The sequence below is a fragment of the Roseovarius atlanticus genome (genome assembly GCF_019802205.1).
Classification (GTDB): domain Bacteria; phylum Pseudomonadota; class Alphaproteobacteria; order Rhodobacterales; family Rhodobacteraceae; genus Roseovarius; species Roseovarius atlanticus_A.
In genome coordinates this window covers 1,158,349-1,181,777 of record NZ_JAHVHQ010000002.1, presented here as the reverse complement: position 1 = coordinate 1,181,777, position 23,429 = coordinate 1,158,349, and the positions used below count along the sequence as shown (strand labels likewise).

Below are 23,429 nucleotides of genomic sequence, written 5' to 3'. Positions count from 1 at the left end.
GAGCTGGAGGCGTCGAAATACGACCTCAACTACATCGCGCTCGACGGCGAGATCGGCTGCATGGTCAACGGCGCGGGGCTCGCGATGGCGACGATGGACATCATCAAGCTCTACGGCGCCGAGCCTGCCAACTTCCTCGACGTGGGCGGCGGCGCCACCAAGGACAAGGTGACCGAGGCGTTCAAGATCATCACCTCCGACCCGCAGGTGAAGGGCATCCTGGTCAACATCTTCGGCGGCATCATGCGCTGCGACGTGATCGCCGAGGGCGTGGTCGCGGCCGTCAAGGAAGTGGGCCTGAAGGTCCCGCTGGTGGTCCGGCTCGAAGGCACGAACGTCGAGAAAGGCAAGGAGATCATCAACAACAGCGATGTTGACGTGATCGCCGCCGACGACCTCAAGGACGGCGCGCAAAAGATCGTGAAGGCCGTCAAAGGCTGAGCCTCGTAGGGTGGGTTTTTAACCCACCTTCCCAAAGATTGTATTAAGGAGAACGCCACAATGGCCGTCCTCGTCGACAAGAACACCAAAGTCATCTGCCAGGGCCTGACCGGCTCGCAAGGCACCTTCCACACCGAACAGGCCATCGCCTATGGCACGCAAATGGTCGGGGGCGTCACCCCCGGCAAGGGCGGCCAGACGCATCTCGACCTGCCGGTCTTCAACTCGGTCCACGAGGCGATGCACGAGACCGGCGCCAATGCCTCGGTCATCTACGTGCCGCCGCCCTTCGCCGCGGATTCGATCCTCGAGGCGATCGATGCCGAGATCCCGCTCATTGTCTGCATCACCGAGGGCATCCCGGTGCTGGACATGATGCGCGTCAAGCGCGCGCTCGAGGGCAGCACGTCGACCCTCATCGGCCCGAACTGCCCCGGCATCATCACGCCCGACGCCTGCAAAATCGGCATCATGCCCGGCCACATCCACAAGCGCGGCTCGGTCGGCGTGGTCTCGCGCTCCGGCACGCTCACCTACGAGGCCGTCAAGCAGACGTCGGACGTGGGCCTCGGCCAGTCGACCTGCGTCGGCATCGGCGGCGACCCCATCAAGGGCACCGAGCATATCGACGTGCTGGAATGGTTCCTGGCCGACGATGAAACCGAAAGCATCATCATGATCGGCGAGATCGGCGGCAGCGCGGAAGAAGACGCCGCGCAGTTCCTCAAGGACGAGGCCAAGAAGGGCCGCTCCAAGCCCTGCGCCGGGTTCATCGCCGGCCGCACCGCGCCTCCGGGCCGCCGCATGGGCCACGCCGGCGCCATCGTCGCCGGCGGCAAGGGCGGCGCCGACGACAAGATCGAAGCCATGAAATCCGCCGGCATCACCGTCGCCGAATCCCCCGCGGGCCTCGGCGAAGCGGTGCTGAAGGCGATCGGAAAATGACCTGTAGGGTGGGGGTCCACCCCACCCGTCCTTCCGCAGCGGCGGGATGAAATCCCGCCCTACGGTCAACCCCAACGAGGGAGCCTGAGATGACCGACCAATCCCCCAACGACCAGTTCCACGCCTCCAGCTTCATGCAGGGGCATAACGCGGAGTATCTCGAACAGCTTTACGCGCGATACGCCAACGACCCCAATGCGGTCGACGAGGCCTGGCAGGCCTTCTTCCGGGAACTGGGCGACGGGGATACGGACGTCAAGAAAGAGGCCGCCGGGCCAAGCTGGGCGCGCCCCGACTGGCCGCCGCAGCCCGCAGACGACCTCACGAGCGCGCTGACCGGCGACTACCCGACCGAGGTCGAGGCGCGCCAGGCCGGCGACAAGATCAAGTCGAAGGCCGCCGAGAAAGGCATCGAGGTCTCGGACGATGCGGTCAAACGCGCCGTTCTGGACTCGGTCCGCGCCCTCATGCTGATCCGCGCCTACCGCATCCGGGGCCACCTGGCGGCCGATCTCGACCCGCTGGGCCTGCGCGAAAGCCCCGACCGCCCCGAGCTCGACCCCAAATCCTACGGCTTCACCGATGCCGACATGGACCGGCCCATCTTCATCGACAACGTGCTGGGCCTGCAGGTCGCCTCGATCCGCGAGATCCTCGAGATCGTCAAGCGCACCTATTGCGGCACCTTCGCCCTGCAATACATGCACATCTCCGACCCCGAAGAGAGCGCCTGGCTCAAGGAACGAATCGAGGGCTACGACAAGGAAATCACCTTCACCCGCGAGGGCCGCAAGGCGATCCTGAACAAGCTGGTCGAGGCCGAGGGCTTCGAGAAATACCTGCATGTGAAATACATGGGCACCAAGCGCTTCGGCCTCGATGGCGGCGAGGCGGTGATCCCGGCGATGGAACAGATCATCAAGCGCGGCGGTCAGCTGGGCCTGAAGGAGATCGTCATCGGCATGCCCCACCGGGGCCGCCTCAGCGTGCTGGCCAACGTCATGGGCAAGCCCTACCGCGCCATCTTCAACGAGTTCCAGGGCGGGTCGTTCAAGCCCGAGGACGTGGACGGCTCGGGCGACGTGAAATACCACCTCGGCGCCTCGTCGGACCGCGAATTCGACGGCAACACCGTGCACCTTTCCCTCACCGCCAACCCCAGCCACCTCGAGGCGGTGAACCCGGTCGTGCTGGGCAAATCCCGCGCCAAGCAGGACCAGCTGGCCGACAAGGAACGCACCGCCGTCATGCCGCTCCTGCTGCATGGCGACGCGGCCTTCGCGGGCCAGGGCGTCGTCGCCGAATGCTTCGGCCTCTCGGGGCTGAAGGGCCACAAGACCGGCGGCACCATGCACCTCGTCGTGAACAACCAGATCGGGTTCACCACCGCGCCGCACTTCTCGCGCTCCTCGCCCTATCCCACGGATATCGCGCTGATGGTCGAGGCGCCCATTTTCCACGTCAACGGCGACGACCCCGAGGCGGTCGTGCACGCCGCCAAGGTCGCCACCGAGTTCCGCCAGAAGTTCCGCAAGGACGTGGTGATCGACATCATCTGCTACCGCCGCTTCGGTCACAACGAAGGCGACGAGCCGATGTTCACCAACCCGATCATGTACAAGAAGATCAAGTCGCAGAAGACCACGCTCTCGCTCTATACCGAGCGGCTGGTCAAGGACGGGCTCATCCCCGAGGGCGAGATCGACGACATGAAGGCCGCGTTCCAGTCCTATCTCGCCGACGAGTTCGAGGCGGGCAAGGAATACCGCCCGAACAAGGCCGACTGGCTGGACGGCAAGTGGTCCCATCTCGACAGCAAGGACGAGGATTACCAGCGCGGCGAAACTGCCATCAAGAAAAAGACCCTGGCCGAGATCGGCCGCGCCCTGACCACCCCGCCCGAGGGCACGCCGCTGCACAAGACCGTGTCGCGCCTCCTGGAGACGAAGGCCAAGATGTTCGAGACCGGCGAGGGCTTCGACTGGGCCACCGCCGAGGCGATCGCGTTCGGCTCGCTCCTGACCGAAGGCTACCGCGTGCGGCTTGCCGGGCAGGACAGCACCCGCGGCACGTTCAGCCAGCGGCATTCCGGCCTCGTCGACCAGGACTCCGAAGAGCGCTACTACCCGCTCAACCACATCCGCGAAGGCCAGGCGCAGTACGAGGTCATCGACTCGATGCTCTCCGAGTACGCCGTGCTGGGCTTCGAGTATGGCTACACCCTGTCCGAGCCCAACGCGCTCACCCTGTGGGAGGCGCAGTTCGGCGATTTCGCCAACGGCGCGCAGATCATGTTCGACCAGTTCATCTCTTCCGGTGAATCGAAATGGCTGCGCATGTCGGGCCTCGTCTGCCTTCTGCCCCACGGCTACGAGGGCCAGGGCCCCGAGCACTCATCGGCGCGGCTCGAACGCTTCCTGCAGATGTGCGGACAGGACAACTGGATCGTCGCCAACTGCTCGACCCCGGCGAACTATTTCCACATCCTGCGCCGGCAGCTGCACCGCACCTACCGCAAGCCGCTCATCCTGATGACGCCGAAATCGCTTCTGCGCCACAAGATGTGCATCTCCAAGGCCGAGGAGTTCACCTCGGGCAGCAGCTTCCACCGGGTTCTGTGGGACGATGCCGAATACGGCAATTCCGAGCTCAAGCTGAAATCGGACGACAAGATCAAGCGCGTCGTCATGTGCTCGGGCAAGGTCTATTTCGACCTCCTGGAAGAACGCGACAAGCGCGGCCTCGACGATGTCTACCTGATGCGCGTCGAACAGTTCTACCCGTTCCCGGCCATCTCGATGGTCAAGGAGCTCGAGCGCTTCAAGAAGGCCGAGATGGTCTGGTGCCAGGAAGAGCCCAAGAACCAGGGCGCCTGGAGCTTCATCGAACCCAACATCGAATGGGTGCTGCAACGCATCAAGGCCAAGCACACCCGGCCCGTCTATGTCGGGCGACAGGCCTCCGCCTCGCCCGCAACGGGCCTCGCAAGCCAACACAAGGCCCAACAAGAAGCGCTGGTCGATTCCGCGCTGACGATCGAAGGATAACACGTAATGACCACCGAAGTACGCGTGCCCACGCTGGGCGAATCCGTGACCGAAGCCACCGTCGCCACCTGGTTCAAGAAGGCCGGCGACACGGTCGAGGCCGACGAGATGCTGTGCGAGCTTGAAACCGACAAGGTCACCGTCGAGGTCCCCTCGCCCGCCGCCGGCAAACTGGCCGAGATCGTGGCGCAGGAAGGCGAGACCGTGGGCGTCGACGCCCTGCTGGCCACCCTGTCCGAAGGCGACAGCGGATCCGACAGCGCGCCCAAGAAGGCCGAGAAGAAGGAAGAGAAGAAACCCGAGCCCGCGCCCGCCAAATCCGGCGGCGACAGTAGCGACAAGGGCGGCGACTCGGGCGGCGGCGGCAATATCGACGTGATGGTGCCCACGCTGGGAGAATCCGTGTCCGAGGCCACCGTCTCGACCTGGTTCAAGAAGGTCGGCGACAATGTCAGCCAGGACGAGATGCTGTGCGAGCTTGAAACCGACAAGGTCTCGGTCGAGGTCCCCTCGCCCGCCGCGGGCACGCTGACCGAGATTCTCGCGAATGAAGGCGACACCGTTCAGGCCAACGGCAAACTCGCCGTCCTGTCGGGCGGCGCCGACGGTTCCGTGGAACCCGCCGAACGCCCCGACGGCGACGCGGCCGAGGCGAAGGGCGATGAGCCGGCCACCGCCAATGGCGGGCAATATACCGCTCCGCCTCCGGGCCGCGATATCGAGGATGCGCCCTCGGCGAAAAAGGCGATGGCCGAAAAGGGCCTCAGCAGCGACCAGGTGCAGGGCTCGGGCCGCGACGGCCGCGTGATGAAGGAAGATGTCGCCAAGGCGGTGTCCGCCGCCAGCAGCGCCGCGCCCGCCGCCTCGTCGGCCCCCGCACAGGCGCCCCGCGCGCCCGTGTCGGCCGAGGATGCCAGCCGCGAGGAACGCGTCAAGATGACAAGGCTGCGGCAGACCATCGCCCGCCGCCTCAAGGACAGCCAGAACACCGCCGCCATGCTCACCACCTATAACGAGGTGGACATGACCGAGGTGATGGCCCTGCGGAACGCCTACAAGGACGAGTTCCTCAAGAAGCACGGCGTCAAGCTGGGCTTCATGTCCTTCTTCACCAAGGCCTGCTGCCACGCGCTGAAAGAGGTGCCCGAGGTCAACGCCGAGATCGACGGCACCGACATCGTCTACAAGAACTTCGTGCACATGGGCATCGCGACAGGCACGCCCACCGGCCTCGTGGTCCCGGTGATCCGCGACGCCGACGCGCTCGGCTTCGCCGATATCGAGAAGGCCATCGCCGAGAAGGGCGCCCGCGCCCGCGACGGCAAGCTTAGCATGGCCGAAATGCAGGGCGGCACCTTCACCATCTCCAACGGCGGCGTCTACGGCTCGCTGATGTCCTCGCCCATTCTCAACCCGCCGCAATCGGGCATCCTGGGGATGCACAAGATCCAGGAACGCCCCATGGTGGTCAACGGCGAGATCAAGGCCCGCCCGATGATGTACCTTGCGCTGAGCTACGACCACCGCATCGTCGACGGCAAGGGCGCCGTGACCTTCCTGGTGCGTGTGAAAGATGCGCTGGAAGATCCGCGGCGGTTGTTGATGGATCTGTAAAGCCCCGCGTGGGTTTTCACCCACCCTACGGGTCCGCGTAGGGTGGGGTTTCACCCCACCATTCCCAAACATGAGGCGCAAAGGTGACCTCCATGACCAAACAACTCCTCCTCCGCTACGACAGCTTCGACCAGGGCGCCCACGACTCCCATACCGAGGACCGGGCCAATGCCGGTCTCACCCAGCTTCAGATGTGGCGCGAGGGCACGGGCACCCACTGGATCCTCTTCGACGTCAACGACGTGGCCCGCGCCAAGGCCTGGGTCGACAAGGAAACAGGGCTGGGCCACGGCCCCGCGGCGTCGCACATGCTGGAGACGGCATGAGTTTGGCGTCACCCGCCCCGGCCCCCGAGCCGGGGCCTCTCGCCCACACAGAGGTCCCCCCGGGTCAGGCCCGGGGCAGGCAGGGTCAAGCCCGGGACGCGATCCGCTAATGACCCACGCCGCCGGATATGCCCGCGCCGTCGCCGCACGCCGCGCCTTCCGCCTGCCCGGCTACCCGACGCTGGCCGAGGAAGGCTTCGACGGCGACTACGTCTCGCCCATCCAGATGACCTCCGGCAGCCTCACCGGCCCCATGCTGGTGTCCAAGGACTGGCTCGACGCCCCTTCCGTCCGCCGCCACCGCGCGGAACTGAAGCGGCAAGGCTACCTCTCCAACAACCCCTTCAACCGGGTCATCGACAAGGTGCTGGCACTGCTGAATCTCAGCCGTGCCGACATCTACATCACGCCGGTCTTTCACCTTCTTACACCGCAGCGCTCCTCCACCATCCCCCCGGCCCACGCCCGCGCCAGCTGGCAGGCCGTGGGCCAGTTTGAGCGCCTCGGCCGCCGCCCCGTCGCGCTCGGCCACGATGCCGCCCGCGTGCTCAAACACTTCGACGTCCCGCACATCCTCGCGCCCCACCCTTCGGCCCGCACCGGCACCCATGACGCCAAGGCCCGGGCCATCGCAGAGGCGATCAACGCCGCATGACCCCCGCTCCCCTCGCACGCCCCGCAACAAGGAGGTCCCGGGTCAGGCCCGGGACGCGTGATCGCACATGACACCCGAACTCACCGTCCTCACCCTCGCCGCGCTCCTGCAGGTGGTGCAATTCGCGCTCTACGCCGTGCCCGCCAACATGGAACTGGGGTCCGGCTACACCACCTCGGCGCGCGACCGCGAACCGTCGCGCCAGATGTCGGACCGCACCGCCCGTCTGGGCCGCGCGATGGACAACCACTTCGAAGGGCTGATCCTCTTCACCATCGCCTGCGTCGTGATCAGCGTCTCCGGCCAGTCCACCGGGTTCACCACCGCCTGCGCCTGGGCCTATCTCGGGGCTCGCGTCGCGTATATCCCGGCCTATTACCTGGGCCTGCGCCCCTGGCGCTCACTGATCTGGATGGTGGGCTTCGCCGCCACGGCCCTGATGTACCTGGCGGCGCTGGCATGATCCGCCTTGCCACCCTCGCCCTGGCGCTCGGCGCACCCCCCGCCACGGCCGAGTTCGTGATCGAAGAGGGCACGTTCTTCGTCATGCACCGCGACTACGACCACCTCACCAACAGCTTCACCGACGGCGCGCCCGAGGGCGAAGGCGACGGCTGTTTCCAGATCACCCGCGTCGACCTGCCGGGCAAGACCATCGACTTCACCCTCGTCAGCGGCACCATCACGCCCTGGTGGTCGGATGGCGAGACCTTCCACCCCGGTTTCCAGAACGCCTTCGTCCCCGCCATCGGCTTCCTGGAAAACAACCCCGATGCCGACTGGACCGACCTCCTGCACGAAATCCTGAAAACCGTGCCGGACTGCGCCCCGCCCGCATCGTGACACCGCACCACAAAAAGCATAGGTTCGGGACCAACACGCCCGACACGCGAAGGAGAATATCAAATGGCATCCTATGACGTCATCGTAATCGGCTCCGGCCCCGGAGGCTATGTCGCCGCGATCCGCTGCGCCCAGCTGGGCCTCAAGACCGCCTGCGTCGAGGGCCGCGACACCCTGGGCGGCACCTGCCTGAACGTGGGCTGCATCCCCTCCAAGGCGCTCCTCCACGCGTCCCACATGCTGCACGAGGCGGAACACAATTTCGCGTCGATGGGCCTCAAGGGCAAAAGCCCGTCTGTCGACTGGAAACAGATGCTCTCCTACAAGGACGACACCATCGGCCAGAACACCAAGGGCATCGAGTTCCTGTTCAAGAAGAACAAGATCGACTGGCTCAAGGGCTGGGGCTCCATCCCCGAGGCGGGCAAGGTCAAGGTCGGCGAGGACACGCACGAGGCCAAGAACATCATCATCGCCACCGGCTCCGAGGTCAGCACCCTGCCGGGTGTCGAGATCGACGAGAAAACCGTGGTCTCCTCCACCGGCGCGCTGGAACTGCCCAAGGTGCCCAAGAAGCTGGTCGTCATCGGCGCCGGCGTCATCGGGCTCGAGCTGGGCTCGGTCTATTCCCGCCTCGGCTCCGAGGTGACGGTCGTGGAATATCTCGACCATGTCACCCCCGGCATGGATGGCGAAGTGCAGAAGAACTTCCACAAGCTGCTGAAAAAGCAGGGCCTGAACTTCATCATGGGCGCCGCCGTTCAGGGCGTCGAGGCGATGAAGACCAAGGCCAAGGTCACCTACAAGCTGCGCAAGGATGACAGCGAGGAAACGCTCGACGCCGACGTGGTGCTGGTCGCCACGGGCCGCAAGCCCTTCACCGACGGGCTGGGGCTGGATGCCTTGGGCGTCGAGATGACCGAGCGCGGCCAGATCAAGACCGACGATCACTGGCAGACCAACGTCAAGGGCGTCTACGCCATCGGCGACTGCATCTCGGGTCCGATGCTGGCCCACAAGGCCGAGGACGAGGGCATGGCCGCCGCCTGCGTCATCGCGGGCCAGCACGGTCACGTCAATTACGGCGTCATCCCCAGCGTGATCTACACCCACCCCGAGGTCGCCGCCGTCGGCAAGACCGAGGAACAGCTCAAGGAAGAAGGCCGCGCCTACAAGGCCGGCAAGTTCTCCTTCATGGGCAATGGCCGGGCCAAGGCGAACTTCGCCGCCGACGGTTTCGTCAAGATCCTGGCGGACAAGGAAACCGACCGCATCCTTGGCGCGCATATCATCGGGCCCATGGCGGGCGACCTCATCCACGAGATCTGCGTCGCCATGGAATTCGGAGCCTCCGCCGAAGACGTGGCCCTCACCTGCCACGCCCACCCGACCTATTCCGAGGCAGTGCGCGAAGCGGCCCTGGCCTGCGGCGACGGTCCGATCCACTCGTAAGGGTTTCGGCAGGCGGGGTGCGCCCCGCCCGTCCAATCTCAAGCCCGGTCCGACATCTCGTAGGGTGGGTGAAAACCCACGCGCCGGACCGCTTGCGCGCCACAAAGCCGCCATTCACGACGGAGGCAATCGTCAGCCCCTGGGGTGGCGATCCGACGGCAGTTAAAAAGCACTTCATGCCTGCCGAACACATCCTCGGAAAGATCGTTGCGCCCAGCCTCGCCAAATCGCCAGCCCAAGGGAGGGGCTGACGATGGCCGGGCCGCTTCGCGGCTGTTAACCGGCTGGGTGCCTCAATACCACTGTCTCACAAGGGCTCGAACCCGACATTCGTTGCGGCGGGCAAGAATGTCGGCTTTGCGGGACGAAGCGGACGTTGTTTTCCGACGGTGAGGAGACGCGCATCGACGGGCCGTGGTGCGGCGAACCGACGTTGGTGATGGGCAATTTATGCCTGCCAAGCACATCCAACCTGAGAGCGTGACACGTCACCTGCCAAATCGCCGTGCCGTCGCACCAAAGGTGCGCCAACTATAGTCGGCACGCCTTTGGCGTGACGGAGCGGCCCGGCGATGCGCGGCGGTGCAGCAAGCTGCACCTAGATTCCGCGCGGGGCGTTCGCGTTGAACGTTCGCTATGCGGGGTCGATCTATAGCCCCGGCGCGGAAACAGGCCGCAGGCCCCGCGCCATCGCCGGGCCGCCCCCACGGCCCGGCGATTGGGTGACGCTCGGTGCATCGCTCGATCCTGTTTCGGATTTGGCCTGGATAAAGTGCTGCCGAACGACCGTCGGATCGCCGCGCCGCGGCCCCTCGATGGCGCTCGGGGATATAGATCACACTTATCCGCAGAAGGCCCGAACCCGACATTCGCCGCAGCGAGCGCGATTTCCCATCGGCGGACAGCAGCGAGTGTTAACCCGTCCCGCCCGGCGTCACGTCCACCGACGCGTTGCTACTGAAATACCGACGCGATACCGACGTGCCAAATCGCGTTCACCAACCCTGCACCAGCTACCACATGGTCTTCGCCGCCCGGGCGCTCCATCCGGCGTCGTACTCCGTGCCGCCCTCCTCGCCGTCCGAGGCTTCGGCCAGCAACTCGCCCACTGTCGGCAGTCCCTCACTGTCGTCCCGGCTCCACAGCCCCGCCCGGATCGTGGCCCGTGCGCACTGGCTGTAGATCTCGGAAATCGCGATCACGATCACCGTCGCCGGGTGCTTGCCCTTCTGTTCGAACCGGGCGCGCAGGGCCTCGTCGGCGGTGAGCCTGGCGGTGCCGTTCACCCGCACCACGGTGTTCGACCCGGGCACCATGAACATCAGCGACACGCGCCCGTCCGACACGATATTCCTCAGCGAATCCAAGCGGTTGTTCCCGCGCCAGTCGGGCATCGCCAGGGTCGTCTCGTCCAGGTCCAGCACCACCGGGCCATCGTCGCCGCGCGGGCTGCCATCGGTGCCGTCCGGGCCGACCGTGGTCAGCACGCAATAGCGCGAGGTCATGATCCATTTGCGGTAAAGCGGTGTCAGCCGGTGTACCACCTTGCGCGTGCTGGCGGCGCCAGGCGTGCCGTAAAGCGCCTCCAGCGCCTTGATATCGTTAATGAACTTCATCCGGATCGAACCCCGCTTCCCGCATCAGGCGGTTGGAATTGCTCTCGATGGTCTCTTCCAGCCGCGCCATGAACTGCTCGCGCTGCAGCCCGGCCGGGATCGGCGGCAAGAACTCCACCACCCCCGTTCCGGGACGCCGCATCACCCCCTTGCGTGGCCAGACCAGCCCCACATTCGCCGCCACCGGAACGCAGTCCTGCGCCAACTCCTCGTACAGGATCGCCGAGCCGATCTTGTAGGGCGCCTTTACCCCGGGCGCGATGCGCGTGCCCTGCGGGTAGATGATCAGCTGCCCGGGCCGCAGACGCCCCCGGCCCACATCCGCGATCATCTTCTTGATCGCCTGGCTGCGCTTGCCCCGGTCCACGGGCACGCAGCCCAGTTTCAGCGCGTATTGCCCGATGATCGGGGCATACATCAGCTCGCGTTTCATGATGAACTTGCCGGCCGGAACACTGGCGAATATCAGGATTATATCCAGGAAAGACTGGTGCTTGGCGACGATCAGGCATTCCTGCGCGGGCGGTGTGCCGCGCACTTCGGTCTTCAGCCCCACCATCCAGCGCGCGGTCCAGCGGACCCAGGCGCACCACGCCTTGCACGCGGCATTCGCGCCCCGCGAGGACACCAGCGCCCAGGGCAGGAACACGATCCCGATGGGCAGCATCATGAAATAGATCTGACCCACGAAGATCGCCGATCTGACCCATTGCAACGCGTGTCTCATGGCGTGTCCTTCAGCGTCTTGCGCGCCGCGGCCTGGGTCGCGGAAAAGGCCACTCCGGCCGCCAGCGGCGGTATCACCAACAGCCACACCCACTGCCAGCCGCGAAAGCCCAGTCCGGTCAGGAACCCGCCTTCGTCCTGCGCGGCGGGCAGCAGGAAAACAGCCAGCCCCGCCAGCGCGGTGCCCACCGCTGCCCCGGTCAGGGCCCTCAGGGTGAAGCGCCGCACGAAGGCCTGCGCGATATAGGTGTCGCGCGCGCCCACGAGGCGCAGCACGCCGATCACCTGCGTGTTCGCCGCCAGCGCGGCATTGGCCGCCAGCGTGATCATCGCCGCCGTCGCCGCCCCGATCAGCAGGATCGAGATGTAGCCCAGCATCCGCAGCCGCGTGGCCGCGCTGACAAGCGGCCTGCGCCAGCGCGTGTGATCGTCCAGCACCGCCCCCGGGACGTCGGCCGCCAGACGCAGCCGCAGACCGCCGGCGTCAAAGCCCTCGCCCTCCTCGATCACTTCGATCAGTTGCGGAATGGGCAGCGTGTCCACCGGCAGGTCGGGTCCGAACCACGGCTCCAGCAGGGCGCGCTGTTCATCGGGCTCCAACGCCCGGGCCGAAGCGACGCCCTTGGTCGTTTCCAATATCTTCAATGTCGCCGCCGTCTGCGCCGCCATCTGTCCTTCGGGCGCGGAAATGCGGATCGTCGAGGACCGTGCCAGCTCCGAGCCCCAGCGATCGGCCAGCCGCCCGGTCGCCATCGAAAGCGCCAGGGCGAAGACGGCCAGGAACGCCATCGCCGCCGCGCTGAACAGCGTCAGCGACGCGGTAAAGCCTGTCGGCGGCACGACCCGGTCGGCCTGCGTGTCGCCGACGATGAATTCGGTCACTCGGGTGAAATCCACCTTCACAGGTCCGCCCCCGCCAGTTGCAGCCGCCGGTTCGAGATGCGCAGGACACGCGCCTGCACGTGGCTCTTGGCGGCGCGGATCAGCGCAAGGTCATGGGTCGCGACCATGATCGTCTTGCCCATGCGATTGAGCTCGATCAGCAGCCGCAGCAGGCGCTGGGACATCTCCCAGTCGACGTTGCCCGTGGGCTCGTCCGCCAGCACGGCATCGGGCGACATGATGATGGCCCGCGCCAGCGCCGCCCGTTGCCGCTCGCCCCCCGACAGTTCCGGCGGCAGCGCGTCGGCCCGCGATTTCAGCCCGACCCAGCCGATCAGTTCCTTGAGGTTCGCGGACTCGTTCAGCAGGTCACGCCCGGACACCATCAGGGGCAACGAGATGTTGTCGGCCACGTTCATGTGATCCAGGAACTGGCAATCCTGGTGCACCACCCCGATCCGGCGGCGGGCATAGGCGATGTCGTCGCGTTCCATCGCGCGCACGTCTGTGTCGAACAGGCGCACCTCGCCCGCGGTGGGCATCAGCGCCCCGTAACAGAGTTTCAGCAAGGTCGTCTTGCCCGCGCCCGACGGGCCGGTCAGAAAGTGAAACGACCCGGCCTGGAGCTTGAGCGAGATGTCACTCAGCAGTTCCCCCCCGCCATAGCTGTAGGCGACGTTTTCCAGCTCGATCACTTCGGCCCCCAATGCATTTTGCCCTTCATGCCCCACAGGACACACTTGTGCAACGACTACGGCACTTACCCTATTGCCTCTTTTCCGGTCGGGTATTTCTGCGTAAGGTTTGCGGAATAAAAGCACGGATATGCCGGTGAGGCGAAGGCAGCGGGTGGCAAGATGCGGTTGATATGCCCAAATTGCGGGGCGCAATACGAAGTTCCCACGGAAGTCATTCCCGAAACAGGTCGCGACGTGCAGTGTTCCGACTGCGGCTCGACCTGGTTCCAGCATCACCCGGATCACGCACCCGAGGACCTTGTCGAAGAGGAAACCGCCGCTCCCGCAACCGACACGGTGCCGAGCAGCGATCCTCCCTGGCAGGACGAGGCGGACGACTATGGCGCCGAGCCGGACGACGCGGACCATTATGCCCCCGACAGCTATGATCCCGACAGCGCCGAAGATGACGGGGACGATGCCTCCGGCGAACAAGAGTATTACCCGGCCGCAGACCACGATGACCCGCCCGCGGAACCGAAGCGCCGCGAGATAGACCCCGCCGTGGCCGACGTCCTGCGCGAAGAAGCCGAGCGCGAATACCGCGCGCGCGAGATAGACAATCGCGGCACGGTCGAGACGCAGCAGGAACTGGGCCTGCAGGACACCGACAACGACGCGCAAAGGCGCTCGGAAGAGGCCCGCGCCCGCATGGCCCGCCTTCGCGGCGAACCAGAGGCGCAAAAGACCGAGGCCGAGGTCGACGATATCGACCCGTCCTCGCGCAGCAATCTTCTGCCCGATATCGACGAGATCAACTCGTCACTCGACTCCGACGGCAAAAAGGAAGAGAGTCGGTCGGTGTCTCCGACGCAGGACGTCACGGCAGTTCCCGGCAAGAGCGGCTTTCGCGCCGGCTTTCGGCTGGCCATCGTTCTGGCGGTGCTGGCGCTGGTGCTTTACGTCTTCGCGCCGCAACTGGCGGAGGCGGTTCCGCAAATGGCAGGGCTCCTGTCCGGCTATGTCGACACCGTGAACGGGTGGCGTGCGGGGCTCAACGACCTGATCCAGAACATGGCAAGCTCGCTTTCCGAAACCGACGCGAGCGGCGGCTGATCCGACGACCCGGCCACGCGGCTCGGTCGCGCGGTTTCAGAACCTGTCCAGCAACCGACGCAGATAGTCGAGCTCGACCTCGGGTCGCGCCGTCTCGCCAGAGCGGCGGCGGATCTCGTCCAGAAGCTCCCCGGCCCTGCGATAGACATCCTCGCGCGCGGTGAACTCGCCCTGGTCGCCCGCCAGGCCGCGCTGCGACCGGCCCAGCGGGTCCTGCTCGCCGAACTGGCCGGGTGTCTGGCTTTGCGCCTGTCCCTGGCCGGGCTGCGACTGGCTGTTCTCGGCCAGCGCCTCGCCCAGGCTGCGCATCCCGTCCCGCAAGGCATCCATGGCCTCGGCCTGCCGGTCGATCGCCTCGGCCAGATCGTCGCCCCGCAAGGCTTCTTCCGCACCCTCCATGGCGCGACCGGCCCGGTCCAGCGCGTCGCGGGCATCCTCGCCGGCCTGACCGCCGACATTGGGCAGGCCCTGCCGCTGGCGTTCGAGTTCGCGGCGCAGCGCCTGCTGCCGGTCCGACAGGGCCCCGGCCTGGCCGCCCTGCTGGCCCTTGGCGGACTGGTCGCCCTGGCCCTGCCCGGGTTGCTGGCCCTCCTGCCGGCCCTGCCCCTGCCCTTGCTGCTGACCCGGTTGTTGCCCCTGGCCTTGCTGCGAATGCTGCTGGCCTTGGCCCTGGCCGCCATTGCGGCCCTCGTTGCCCTGTGACTCGCCGGCCTGTGCGCCGGGATTGAACTGTTCCTGCAGATCCCGGAACGCCTCGTCCGACAGGCCCTGCTGATCGCGCAGCGTCTCGGCCAGGCCTTCCATGGCCTGCTGACCGGGGTTGTCGCCGCCCTGCCCTTGCTGGCCTTCGGCCATCCGCAGGTTCTCCATCATCTGCTGGAACTCCTCCAGCGCCTGCTGCGCCTCGGCAAAGCGGCCCTGCTCCATCAGCTCCTGGATGCGGTCCATCATGTCCTGAAGGTCCTGATCGGTCAGCATCTGCATGTCGCCCGACTGGCCCTGGTCGGGCTCGTCGGTCTGGTCGCCCTCGCGCTGCGCCTGCTGCGATTTCTGGCGCAGGTAATCCTGCGTCGCGTCGCGCAGTTCCTGCATCAGCCGCGCGATCTCGTCCTCGCTCGCGCCGTTGCGCATCGCCTCGCTCAGACGCTCCTGCGCCGCACGCATCCGCTCCAGCGCGTCGCCGATATCGCCGTCTTCCAGCAGCACGGCCAGATCCCACAGCGCCTGCGCCAGCTCGTCGCGGTTCTCGTCGGTCAGGCTGGCATGGTCGACGAAGGTCTCCAGCCGCCTCAGGATGACGCGCAGCTTCAGATAGGCGGTTTCCGATTTGAACAGGCCCGGTTCAGGGTTGTGCGACACCGCGCGCAGCATCTGGCTCACGCGCCGCGCATTGGACTTGGCCCACAGAAGGTCGCGCCGCTGTTCGATCACCGACGCCGCCATCGGGTCGAAAAACCGACGCGCGGGCAGATCCATAACGACCGGCTCGCTTTGCCCCGCCTGGTCGCGCTCGTCGCGCACGTTCAGCGTCAGGCGCACCGGCAGATGCGCCCAGGGATGCTCCGACAGGTCCTCGATCAGCGTCTCGGTAAAGTCCGCGCGGTCCCCGGTGATCGGCAGCGGCAGGTCCAGCACGATCGGGTCGCGCGCATCCGGCTCGGCGCTCAGGCCATGACGCCGGTCCACCTCGTCCAGCGCCAGCTCGAACGTCGCCGTGCCGCCCACGACGCCATAGTCGTCGCTGGCCGCGAACGGCTGGCTCATCTGCCCGTCAAAGGTGACGTCCAGCCCTTCGGACACCGACGCTTCCGGCGGTGCATCGGGCAGCGCCGTGATCTTCCATTCCTCGCCCCCGGGCCCGTCGATCCGCAGGGTCCCGTCCTTCACGATCTCGAAACTCTGTTCGATATCCGTCGCCGGTGGAATGTCTTCTGTCCGGCCCGACACCGTCTCGGTCATGCTGAGCGCGCCGACCTCGCCGTAGAACCGCAAGGTCACAAGACTGCCTTCCGGGGCGCTGAACGCGCCGTCCTGGTCGTTCAGGTAAAGGCTCGGCAAGCCGGTATAGGCCGGCGGCTCGATCCAGCCTTCCCAGGTCGGTCCGCTGGCCAGCGCCGCGCCGCCCCCGGGCGTCATCTGCGTCACCGTGCCCGCCCGCCAGATCGACCCGAACAGCAGCGCCACGACCAGGCCCAAAAGCGCCACATAGCGCAGTCCGAACGGATCGCGCCGCGCCAGGCGCAAGTCCGGCTCGACCGCCCTGGCCTGCGCCGCGCGGGTCTCCATGCGTTGGATGTGCGCCCGCCACAGCGCCTCCGACCCCGTGTCGCCGCCGCCGATGGCCTGCCGGTCGGCCAGGGCCGCCAGGGGATGCCCCGGCAGCACGCCGTCCATCCGGCGAATCGCCTCGTCCCGCGATGGCCAGGCGAAGCGCCGCGCGCCGATCGCGGCAAAACCCAGCGCCGCGACGCCCGACAGGACCGCCACGATCCACACAAGCTCCACCGGCGCGATATCGTGCAGGCCCAGCATCAGCGCCGCGCAGACCGCGATGATCACGCACCACAGCGGCCAGAACGCCCGCACCAGGCGCTCGGCGATCAACCCCGCCCACGTCAGCATCAGCGGGCGTTTCAACCGCTTGATCACCGTGTCGAAAGTGGTGTTTCTTGCCTGTGACATGCATCCCTGCGCGTGGGTTGCCGACGCGACGACCGCATCACAACCATTGAGGGATGGTATCGCGATTTATCATCTCGTCAAAGGTCGGCCTTGGCCTGATGACGGCAAATTGATGCTCATGCACCAGAACTTCCGGTACCAGCGGCCGCGTGTTGTATTCGCTGCTCATGACGGCGCCATAGGCACCGGCACTGCGAAACGCCACAAGGTCGCCCTCGCCCACCGGCGGCATCGCCCGTTCCCTGGCAAACGTGTCTCCCGACTCGCAGACCGGGCCGACGATGTCGTACTTGGCAGGCTCCGCGCCGGGCGCGGGCTCCTTCACCGGAACGATATCGTGATAGGCATCATACATCGCCGGGCGGATCAGATCGTTCATCGCGCCATCGAGGATCAGGAAATCGCGCCCCTCGCCCGATTTCACATAGATCACCTTGCTGACAAGAAGGCCCGCATTGCCCGCGATCAGCCGTCCGGGCTCGATCTCGATCTCGCAGCCCAGATGCCCGACGGTTTCTTTGATCAGCGCCCCGTAATCCGTGGGCAGCGGGGGCGCCGTGTTGGACCGCTCATAGGGAATGCCCAGGCCGCCGCCAAGGTCCAGCCGGGTGATCTCGTGACCGTCGGCGCGCAGCGCTTCGGTCAGCTCCGCCACCTTGCGATAGGCCAGCCGGAACGGCTCCAGATCGGTCAGCTGGCTGCCGATATGCACGTCGATCCCGATCACCTTGAGGCCCGGAAGCCGTGCCGCCTCGGCATAGACCTCGCGCGCCCGCGCAATCGGGATGCCGAACTTGTTCTCGCTCTTGCCGGTGGCGATCTTGGCGTGGGTCTTGGCGTCCACGTCCGGGTTCACCCGCACCGTGATCGGCACCTCGACGCCCAGCGACACCGCCACCTCCGACAGCGCCGCCATTTCCGGCTCGCTTTCCACGTTGAACTGCCGCACGCCGCCTTCCAGCGCGATGCGCATTTCCTCGCGGGTCTTGCCGACGCCCGAGAACACGATCCTCTCGCCCGGCACCCCGGCCGCCCGCGCCCGCCGGTATTCCCCGCCCGAGACCACGTCCATCCCAGCGCCAAGCTGCGCCAGCGTCTTCAGGATCGCCTGGTTGCTGGCCGCCTTCATCGCGTAGCACACCAGGTGCGGTATCCCGTCCAACGCCTCGTCGAACAGCCGGAAATGCCGCGTCAGCGTGGCGGTCGAGTAGCAATAGAACGGCGTGCCCACCTCCGCGGCGATCTCGGCCACGGGCACATCCTCGGCATGAAGCTCGCCGTCCCGGTAAAGAAAATGATCCATCGCGCGCTTTTTCTTGCTGAAAATACTCAAGAGTCCACGGGTCTTACCCGCGCCGCATCCTCAGAAACAGATAAAGCGGCAATCCGCAACTGACCCCGATGCAAAAGGTCGCCGGAATCGCGACCAGGCGCAGCCAGTCCTGCGCCTGCGACGCTTCCCAGATCACCCAGAGCGTCAGCGCCACGGCGGCAATCGTCAGATCCCAGACCAGCCCACTGGTCGCGGCATTGGCGTGCCACGCCTCGACCATCGCCATCAGGTCATAGCCGTTCGCGTTGAACCAGGCCACGAACCACGCCATCGGGTGGATTGCCCCCCAGACGGCCAGGGCCAGGAAGACGTACTTCAAAACACCGTGCCCACGTGAACCGACACGTTACCGCTGACGACCGACGTACCCACACTGGCCCGCGATCCGTTGGTGCCCACGGTCAGTGACCCGTTCAGGTTTGGCCGCACCTGGGTGGGATCATTCCGCGCCACGGTATCGTCGGCTTCACTGCCCGGTGGTATCGGCTCGCCATCCACGCCGCAGCCGGCAAGCACCATGATGCCCAGACATGCAATCACACGCTTCATCCCAGGATCTCCTTCCAGCGACCGACCTGAAGGCGCACCTGCTCCGGCGCGGTCCCGCCATAGCTCATGCGCGAGGCGACCGAGTTGTGCACGCCCAGCACATCATAGACCGTTTCGTCGATTTCGCCATGCACAGATTGCATCTCCTCCAGGCCCAGCTCCGGCAGGTCGCACCCCTTGGCCTCCGCCTTGGCCACCAGCGCGCCGGTGACGTGATGCGCATCGCGGAACGGCAGGCCCAGGACCCGCACCAGCCAGTCCGCGAGGTCCGTCGCGGTCGAGAACCCGGCCCCCGCCGCCGCTTCCAGCGACTCCCGGTTGGCGGTCATGTCGCGCACCATCCCGTCCATCGCGGCCAGGGCCAGCATCAGGTTGTCGGCGGCGTCGAACACCTGTTCCTTGTCTTCCTGCATGTCCTTCGAATAGGCCAGCGGCAGGCCCTTCATCACCGTCATCAGCGCCACGTTCGCGCCGAAGATCCGCCCGATCTTGGCGCGGATCAGTTCGGCCGCATCGGGGTTCTTCTTCTGCGGCATGATGCTCGACCCGGTCGAGAAGCGGTCGCTCAGGCTCACGAACCGGAACTGCGCCGAGGACCAGATCACCAGCTCTTCGGCCATCCGGCTGAGGTGCATCGCGCAAATGCTGGCCACCGAGAGGAATTCCAGCGCGAAATCCCGGTCGCTCACCGCATCGAGGCTGTTGGCCGCGGGCCGGTCGAATCCCAGCTCCTGCGCCGTCATCTCCCGGTCGATGGGAAAGGACGTGCCCGCCAGGGCTGCCGCGCCCAGCGGGCATTCGTTCATGCGGGCCCGCGCATCGCGGACGCGCGACAGGTCCCGCCCGAACATCTCGACATAGGCCATCATGTGATGCCCCCAGGTGACCGGCTGCGCCACCTGCAAATGGGTGAAGCCCGGCATCACCCAGTCGGCCCCGGCCTCGGCCTGCGTCAGGCACGCGTTCATCAGCGCCACCAACGCCGCGTCGCAGGCATCCAGCTGATCGCGCACCCACAGCTTGAAATCCGTCGCCACCTGGTCGTTCCGGCTGCGCCCGGTGTGCAGCCGCCCCGCCGGCTCGCCGATCACCTCCTTCAGCCGCGCTTCGACATTCATGTGAATGTCCTCCAGCGCCTTCGAGAACGGAAACGCCCCGCTTTCGATCTCTGACAACACCGTGAGCAGGCCTTCCCGCATCGCGTCGGCATCGCTATCACTGACGATACCCGTCGCGGCCAGCATGGCCGCATGGGCGCGCGAGCCGGCGATATCCTGCGCGGCGAGGCGCTTGTCGAAATCTATCGAGGCATTAATTGCCTCCATGATCGCATCGGGCCCGGCGGCAAACCGGCCGCCCCACATCTTGTTGGAGGTCTTTTCTGTCATGTCTGAACTCGTCGGAGGCGCTGTGAAATCTCTGAAGTCCATCGTCCTTTATATGGCCCTCGCACTCGGTGCAAACGCCGCAATGGCGCAATCCGCCGACATCACCGACCTGCGCGACGGCGACATGAAAAAACTGGTGGTGCATTCCGAGGCCAAGCCGGTGCCCGGCGAGGCTTTCAAAGCCGAAGGCGGCGGCGACCTGACCCTGGCGGACTTCCAAGGCAAGATCACCCTGGTCAACTTCTGGGCCACCTGGTGCGCCCCGTGCCGCCACGAGATGCCGATGCTTTCGGACCTTCAGGCCCAGCTGGGCGGCGACGATTTCGAGGTCGTCACCATCGCCTCGGGCCGCAACGCGCCGGCGGCGATGAAGAAATTCTTCGACGAGATCGAGGTGGACAACCTGCCGCTGCACGCCGACCCCAAGATGGGGCTGTCGCGCCAGATGGGGGTGCTGGGCCTGCCCGTCACCGTCATCCTCGACCGCGAAGGCCGCGAAATCGCCCGCCTTCAGGGCGATGCCGACTGGAGTTCCGACAGCGCCAAGGCCATCCTGCAAACGCTGATCGACGTCGGCGCCTGATGGCGGCGCTTGCCCGGTGGCGTGAATCGCTCTAAACGCCGCATCATGCTCGACGATGCCGACGATATCCATCCGCTCTTTGCCGGTGCTCCGAAAACCACGGGGTTCCGCAAGCTGCGCAAGCGCATCGTGCGCCAGGCGCGCGAGGCGATCGAACAATATGGCATGGTTGAAAAGGATTCCCGCTGGCTGGTCTGCCTGTCCGGCGGCAAGGACAGCTACACCCTGCTGGCCGTCCTGCACGAGCTGAAGTGGCGCGGCCTTCTGCCGGTCGACATCCTGGCCTGCAACCTCGACCAGGGTCAGCCCGGCTTTCCGGCGACCGTCCTGCCCAAGTTCCTCGAAGACATGGGCGTGCCCCACCGGATCGAATATCAGGATACCTACTCGATCGTCGTCGACAAGGTCCCCCAGGGACGCACCTACTGCGCGCTCTGTTCCCGTCTGCGCCGCGGCAATCTCTATCGCATCGCCCGCGAGGAAGGCTGTTCGGCCGTGGTGCTGGGCCATCACCGCGACGACATTCTCGAAACCTTCTTCATGAATCTCTTTCACGGCGGGCGCCTCGCCACCATGCCGCCCAAGCTGGTGAACGAGGAAGGCGATTTGTTCGTCTACCGCCCGCTGGCCCATGTCGCCGAAGAAGACTGCGACCGCTTCGCCCGCGCGATGAACTACCCGATCATTCCCTGCGACCTCTGCGGCTCGCAGGACGGGCTGCAACGCCAGCAGGTCAAGCAGATCCTGGACGGCTGGGAAGCCAACAGCCCCGGCCGCCGCCAGGTGATGTTCCGCGCCCTGATGAACGCGCGCCCGTCGCATCTGCTCGACCCGAAACTCTTCGATTTCGAAGGGCTTACGCGCGAATCGATAAAATTCGACAGAGAAGACGAACAGATGCCGAAGTTGCGTTAAGGGGCTATTGAACAACTGGGGATAGCGTCCAGGCGATTGTTTCGCACACGGGATCCTGTCCTTGCGCCAGTACGTGACCTCCCTTCGCTATTCCCTGGCCGCGGTTCTGACGGGGCCGCAGGCGCTGGCCTTCCTGCCGGCGCTGGTGCTTGGCGGTTTCTGGCTGGGCGGCGAACCCCTGCTGCTGGCGACCGCCTTGATCGTGCCGCTGGGCCTGGCGTGGCTGCGCCATTCGACACCTTGCAAAACGCCACCGACCCGTCCCGATCAATTTGAACAAGTGCTGCAGGAAACCCTTGATATCGCGCGCAATTGCCTGCGCAGAACGGGCTGCGTCATCGTCGAGGTCGACGATTTCGGAACCCTGCTCGACCGCCACGGCCAGGCGGCGGCGGATCGGGTACAGAGCTGCATCGCGGATCGCCTTGCCAGCGTTCTGCGGGACCACGACACGCTCATCGCCCTCTCCAGCGGGCAGTTCGGCATCGTGCTGGCCCCCATCCGGCAGCTCGATTCCGAGATCGGCCTGAAACTGGCCACGCGCCTGCAGGCCGCGGCGGAGGAACCGATCTCTGTGGATGCCGCGACGATCTACCTCTCCGCCTCCGTCGGCTTCTGCCTGGACAGTTTCCTGCCCGATGCCTCCGGGCGCGAGCTGTCCGATGCCGCCGGCCTCGCGTTGATCGAGGCGCGACGCCACGCGCCATCCGCCATCCGCGCCTACAGCCCCGAACTGCGCCACATTGCCGCCGTGCCGGAAACCCACGCGACAGAGGTGCTGACCGCCTTGGCCGACGGACAGATCAACGCCTGGTTCCAGCCGCAGATTTCCACCGATACGGGCGGCATTTCCGGGTTCGAGGCGCTGGCCCGCTGGAACCACCCCGTGCGCGGCCTGATCCCCCCGGCAGAGTTTCTGCCTGTGCTGCAGAAGATGGGCAAGGCCGACATTCTCGGGATGCGCATCCTGCGCGACGCGCTCGATGCGCTCAAATCCTGGGACGCCGCGGGCTTTGACATCCCGCAGGTCGGCGTCAATTTCTGCGCGGACGAGCTGCGCGATCCCAAACTCGTCGACCGGCTGACCTGGGAACTGGACCGCCACGATATCGCCCCGGCTCGGCTGACCGTCGAAATCCTCGAAACGGTCGTCGCCTACTCCCCCGACGACATGATCGTGCGCAATATCAGTCAGATGGCCAAGCTCGGGTGCCGGATCGACCTCGATGATTTCGGCACCGGCCATGCCTCGATTTCCTCGATCCGCCGGTTCGCGGTCCATCGGCTCAAGATCGACCGCTCCTTCGTCAAGAGACTGGATTGCGACCTGCAACAGCAACGCCTGGTCAACGCGATCCAGTTGATGGCCGAACAGCTCGACCTCGAAACCATCGCCGAAGGCGTGGAAACGGCCGGCGAGCACGCGATGCTGGCGCAACTGGGTGTCGGGCACGTCCAGGGATTCGGCATCGCCCGGCCCATGCCCGTCGCCCGGACCGCCGGCTGGATCACCGATCACATGGCCCGGGTCCAGACGCCTCTGTGCATCGGGCGCAACGCCGGGTAGGACGCTCCGCCGCGTCAGGAATCTTTCCAGACCCCTTGACCTTTGCCCCCGCACTCTGTTGAACGCCCCAAG

General features: G+C 66.1%; 21 protein-coding genes and 1 pseudogene. 13 read left to right on the top strand and 9 right to left on the bottom strand.

The genetic code is table 11. The features are described from left to right. The 9 genes and pseudogenes from sucC to lpdA form a co-directional block, all read left to right on the top strand. Nucleotides 1-441, top strand: a pseudogene (gene sucC / locus KUV49_RS05870) (succinate--CoA ligase subunit beta); the annotation flags it as partial. A gap of 60 nt (nt 442-501) precedes the next feature. Continuing rightward, nucleotides 502-1,386 carry a succinate--CoA ligase subunit alpha gene (gene sucD / locus KUV49_RS05865; protein ID WP_222451048.1) on the top strand — a complete coding sequence of 295 codons (885 nt, stop codon included), beginning with the start codon at nt 502-504 and terminating at the stop codon, nt 1,384-1,386. Between the two features lie 89 nt (nt 1,387-1,475). Further along, nucleotides 1,476-4,433, top strand: a complete 2,958-nt coding sequence (locus KUV49_RS05860) for a 2-oxoglutarate dehydrogenase E1 component (protein ID WP_152497155.1) — start codon at nt 1,476-1,478, stop codon at nt 4,431-4,433. A gap of 6 nt (nt 4,434-4,439) precedes the next feature. Then, on the top strand, nt 4,440-6,047 hold the full coding sequence (odhB, locus tag KUV49_RS05855; RefSeq protein ID WP_222452034.1) for a 2-oxoglutarate dehydrogenase complex dihydrolipoyllysine-residue succinyltransferase: 1,608 nt from the start codon (nt 4,440-4,442) through the stop codon (nt 6,045-6,047). 92 nt (nt 6,048-6,139) lie between these two features. Next, the gene (locus KUV49_RS05850) at nt 6,140-6,373 is read left to right on the top strand and encodes a hypothetical protein (protein WP_222452033.1); all 234 of its coding nucleotides are present in this window, start codon (nt 6,140-6,142) and stop codon (nt 6,371-6,373) included. A 109-nt stretch (nt 6,374-6,482) separates the two neighbouring features. Next, entirely contained in the window at nt 6,483-7,028 is a 546-nt protein-coding gene (locus KUV49_RS05845; protein WP_222452032.1) for a hypothetical protein, read from the top strand. Nucleotides 7,029-7,095: 67 nt separating this feature from the next. Then, nucleotides 7,096-7,491, top strand: coding sequence for an MAPEG family protein (locus KUV49_RS05840; RefSeq protein WP_222452031.1), 396 nt, complete (start codon nt 7,096-7,098; stop codon nt 7,489-7,491). Further along, on the top strand, nt 7,488-7,871 hold the full coding sequence (locus KUV49_RS05835) for a hypothetical protein (RefSeq protein WP_222452030.1): 384 nt from the start codon (nt 7,488-7,490) through the stop codon (nt 7,869-7,871). Before KUV49_RS05840 ends, KUV49_RS05835 begins: the two co-directional genes overlap by 4 nt. Before the next feature lie 63 nt (nt 7,872-7,934). After that, nucleotides 7,935-9,323, top strand: coding sequence for a dihydrolipoyl dehydrogenase (lpdA, locus tag KUV49_RS05830; protein ID WP_222452029.1), 1,389 nt, complete (start codon nt 7,935-7,937; stop codon nt 9,321-9,323). Between the two features lie 1,013 nt (nt 9,324-10,336). Here lpdA and KUV49_RS05825 read toward each other — a convergent pair. Genes KUV49_RS05825 through KUV49_RS05810 form a run of 4 tightly spaced genes read right to left on the bottom strand, consistent with a single transcriptional unit; the run spans nt 10,337 to nt 13,242 of the window. After that, nucleotides 10,337-10,939, bottom strand: a complete 603-nt coding sequence (locus KUV49_RS05825; RefSeq protein WP_222452028.1) for a pyridoxamine 5'-phosphate oxidase family protein — start codon at nt 10,937-10,939, stop codon at nt 10,337-10,339. Beyond that, nucleotides 10,926-11,666: a lysophospholipid acyltransferase family protein gene (locus KUV49_RS05820; RefSeq protein ID WP_222452027.1), complete on the bottom strand. Its 741-nt coding sequence runs from the start codon at nt 11,664-11,666 to the stop codon at nt 10,926-10,928. Before KUV49_RS05820 ends, KUV49_RS05825 begins: the two co-directional genes overlap by 14 nt. Beyond that, the gene (locus KUV49_RS05815; protein WP_222452026.1) at nt 11,663-12,568 is read right to left on the bottom strand and encodes a cell division protein FtsX; all 906 of its coding nucleotides are present in this window, start codon (nt 12,566-12,568) and stop codon (nt 11,663-11,665) included. The genes KUV49_RS05820 and KUV49_RS05815 overlap by 4 nt, the downstream gene beginning before the upstream one ends. Beyond that, nucleotides 12,565-13,242: a cell division ATP-binding protein FtsE gene (locus KUV49_RS05810; protein WP_222452099.1), complete on the bottom strand. Its 678-nt coding sequence runs from the start codon at nt 13,240-13,242 to the stop codon at nt 12,565-12,567. Before KUV49_RS05810 ends, KUV49_RS05815 begins: the two co-directional genes overlap by 4 nt. Before the next feature lie 162 nt (nt 13,243-13,404). Here KUV49_RS05810 and KUV49_RS05805 point away from each other — a divergent pair, with 162 nt between their 5' ends. After that, nucleotides 13,405-14,340 (top strand): zinc-ribbon domain-containing protein, encoded by a 936-nt coding sequence (locus KUV49_RS05805; RefSeq protein ID WP_222452025.1) that lies wholly within the window; start codon nt 13,405-13,407, stop codon nt 14,338-14,340. Between the two features lie 36 nt (nt 14,341-14,376). Here KUV49_RS05805 and KUV49_RS05800 read toward each other — a convergent pair whose 3' ends face one another. The 5 genes from KUV49_RS05800 to argH are packed head-to-tail and all read right to left on the bottom strand — an operon-like array spanning nt 14,377 to nt 20,292. Beyond that, the gene (locus KUV49_RS05800; protein WP_222452024.1) at nt 14,377-17,022 is read right to left on the bottom strand and encodes a TIGR02302 family protein; all 2,646 of its coding nucleotides are present in this window, start codon (nt 17,020-17,022) and stop codon (nt 14,377-14,379) included. A gap of 37 nt (nt 17,023-17,059) precedes the next feature. Further along, nucleotides 17,060-18,325 (bottom strand): diaminopimelate decarboxylase, encoded by a 1,266-nt coding sequence (lysA, locus tag KUV49_RS05795; protein ID WP_222452023.1) that lies wholly within the window; start codon nt 18,323-18,325, stop codon nt 17,060-17,062. A 43-nt stretch (nt 18,326-18,368) separates the two neighbouring features. Beyond that, nucleotides 18,369-18,674, bottom strand: coding sequence for a DUF2834 domain-containing protein (locus tag KUV49_RS05790; RefSeq protein WP_222452022.1), 306 nt, complete (start codon nt 18,672-18,674; stop codon nt 18,369-18,371). Then, nucleotides 18,671-18,904, bottom strand: a complete 234-nt coding sequence (locus KUV49_RS05785; RefSeq protein WP_222452021.1) for a hypothetical protein — start codon at nt 18,902-18,904, stop codon at nt 18,671-18,673. Before KUV49_RS05785 ends, KUV49_RS05790 begins: the two co-directional genes overlap by 4 nt. Continuing rightward, nucleotides 18,901-20,292: an argininosuccinate lyase gene (gene argH / locus KUV49_RS05780; RefSeq protein WP_222452020.1), complete on the bottom strand. Its 1,392-nt coding sequence runs from the start codon at nt 20,290-20,292 to the stop codon at nt 18,901-18,903. Before argH ends, KUV49_RS05785 begins: the two co-directional genes overlap by 4 nt. 82 nt (nt 20,293-20,374) lie before the next feature. On the opposite strand from argH, the gene KUV49_RS05775 reads away from it, so the two are divergent. The 3 genes from KUV49_RS05775 (at nt 20,375) to KUV49_RS05765 (ending at nt 23,357) form a co-directional block, all read left to right on the top strand. Next, the gene (locus KUV49_RS05775; RefSeq protein ID WP_261391394.1) at nt 20,375-20,875 is read left to right on the top strand and encodes a TlpA family protein disulfide reductase; all 501 of its coding nucleotides are present in this window, start codon (nt 20,375-20,377) and stop codon (nt 20,873-20,875) included. Between the two features lie 45 nt (nt 20,876-20,920). After that, on the top strand, nt 20,921-21,790 hold the full coding sequence (ttcA, locus tag KUV49_RS05770) for a tRNA 2-thiocytidine(32) synthetase TtcA (RefSeq protein ID WP_222452018.1): 870 nt from the start codon (nt 20,921-20,923) through the stop codon (nt 21,788-21,790). 73 nt (nt 21,791-21,863) lie between these two features. Further along, a complete protein-coding gene (locus KUV49_RS05765) occupies nt 21,864-23,357 on the top strand; it encodes a bifunctional diguanylate cyclase/phosphodiesterase (protein WP_315899555.1) in 1,494 nt (497 codons plus the stop codon). The last annotated feature ends 72 nt before the right edge of the window (nt 23,358-23,429 follow it).